2 protein-coding genes and 1 pseudogene are annotated in these 2147 nt (G+C 53.9%); 1 reads left to right on the top strand and 2 read right to left on the bottom strand.

Translation table 11 applies throughout. The annotated features are described in order from the left end of the window. Positions 1 to 354 precede the first annotated feature (354 nt). Positions 355 to 1266, bottom strand: a complete 912-nt coding sequence (gene rluB, locus BBW68_RS00255; RefSeq protein WP_070133522.1) for a 23S rRNA pseudouridine(2605) synthase RluB — start codon at positions 1264 to 1266, stop codon at positions 355 to 357. A 213-nt stretch (positions 1267 to 1479) separates the two neighbouring features. After that, positions 1480 to 1659: pseudogene (locus BBW68_RS19295) on the bottom strand (hypothetical protein); the annotation flags it as partial. Positions 1660 to 1730: 71 nt separating this feature from the next. Here BBW68_RS19295 and BBW68_RS00250 point away from each other — a divergent pair. Beyond that, positions 1731 to 2147, top strand: a 417-nt coding sequence (locus BBW68_RS00250) for a transposase (RefSeq protein ID WP_245675180.1), incomplete at its 3' end; no start/stop codon positions are given.

Raw genomic sequence — 2147 nt, 5'->3', positions numbered from 1 at the left:
TCGCACGTTTATTGGGCAGCTTCCGAATGATGACGGTTTTTAGGGCCTTATCTACGAGAGTGAGCAGGAATGACTTCTGGTCTTTGCCAAAAATGGTGTCAATCTCGAAATGGCCAGGTTTCTGTTTGAGTTCGGCTTCAGCTGAGCTGATGTTCAATGCCAACACAGTTGGGAATAGGACCGCGTTTGAGGTTCTCGGCACTGTAGCTGTAGCGCTTTCCCCGGTGAGGAAGTTGCTGATACAGTTCTCCGCCAGCTTGATACCAAGATCCAAGCACAGCAGGGAATTGACTGGTAGCTTAGCGTCTGGCTTTAACAAGGGCGAGGCATATCTAGCCCTTAAGGGGATGCAGGTTAGCCCTGCTGCTGGCGCTTGGACGACTTAGTCGGGCGGCGATTACTGCCCGGCTTGCTGGCTTTCGCCGTCGTAGTATGGTGCTTAACGGCGCGACGGATCTGATTCGCCTTGGTGCGACGGCGATCTTTCTCCACCGCGACTTTGCTGACGGTTTCTGCATCCAGACCCACCAGCTCACGCAAGTAGTTAGTCGGTGCCAGCTCAAGCTCGCTCCAGCCACCGCGCGACAGGCCTTTTGGCAGACCGATATCGCCGTAACGCACGCGGATCAGACGGCTAACCTGCACGCCAACTGCTTCCCACAGGCGGCGCACTTCGCGGTTACGCCCTTCGGTCAGCGTGACGTTGTACCACTGGTTGATCCCTTCACCACCGGTAAACTTCAGGGTTTTAAACGCGGCCGGGCCATCTTTCAGCTGCACACCACGGCTCAGCTTTTTCATTTTATCGTCGTCGACGGCTCCGAATACGCGCACTGCGTACTTGCGCTCAACTTCGCGACTCGGGTGTATCAGGCGGTTAGCTAGCTCACCGTCGGTGGTGAACAGCAGCAGACCGCTGGTGTTAACGTCCAGACGACCAACGGCAATCCAGCGCACACCGCGCAGTTTAGGCAGACGGTCAAACACCGTTGGGCGCCCTTCCGGGTCGTTACGCGTGCAGAGTTCGCCTTCCGGCTTGTAATAAGCCAGTACGCGGCAGACTTCAGTGATGGATTCGTTGACCGGCACAACTTGGCCGTCGATGCGGATTTTCATAGATGCGCTTGGCTCAACTCGGTCGCCCAGTGTGGCCAGCTTGCCGTCAACGCTGACGCGCCCGGCCGAGATCATGGTTTCGATTTCACGACGGGAACCGTGCCCGGCGCGTGCTAATACTTTCTGTAACTTTTCGGTCTTGTCGCTCATGGAGCTACCTCTGTGTCGCCTTCCTAGGCATCATTAATTGGTAAGATGGTGCCATATAAAGGGGAAATTCGTGCGAAAAATCAGTCTGCTGCCCCCGGCAGCCATGCTGTTTCGCGATCCGCTTTTTTAGGGGAAGCGTATTCTACACTATCTGCCTTTGTAATCATAACGCTATAGCCGGAGTTTGCTGATTTGGCGCGGCGCAGCCGGGCATCAGCTAGAGCTATGTCCAAGGGCTAGCACCTCTGAACGCAGCGGACACTTTTTATCGCTTAACCCATGACTGGTTCGCCGCCGCAGATATTCCCGTTTCGAACGATATTCCAGCGCACTCTGAGGATGCTATTCGTTGTAATGTTCGAAGGCCTCCGCAAGGTTCTTAACCGCGGTTAGGAGCCTGTACACGAGATTGTGTAATTGCCTGATTTTGATATATTCAATTCAACATTAAAACAGGTTAAATTATGGACGTAAAACAGTTACAGGCTCTGGCTAATGAACTGACCAAAAATCTCAAAACCCCAGAGGATCTCAATCAGTTCGATCGGCTGCTGAAAAAAGTTAGTGTGAAAGCCGCCCTCAATGCCGAAATGACTCACCATCTCGGGTACGATAAAAACCAGCCTAGGACCAGTAGCAATGCCCGTAATGGTTACTCGACAAAGACGGTAGCCAGCAGTGGTGGCTCACTGGAACTGCGAACCCCACACGATCGTGACGGTACCTTCGAACCGCAAAAGGTGAAGAAAAATCAGACCCGTATTACCGGGATGGACAATCTCCTGTCGCTGTATGCCAAAGCCGTAGCCAGGTGTCGTCCATCTGCCGCGGCATCGATGAGCGCATGCAGGCGTTCCTGCAACGACCGCTGGAGGGAGAAT

It is taken from the genome of Candidatus Erwinia dacicola (assembly GCF_001756855.1).
In the GTDB taxonomy this organism is placed as follows: Bacteria; Pseudomonadota; Gammaproteobacteria; order Enterobacterales; family Enterobacteriaceae; genus Erwinia; species Erwinia dacicola.
Note: the sequence above shows the minus strand (reverse complement) of the source record. Positions and strands in the feature narration are given on the sequence as shown.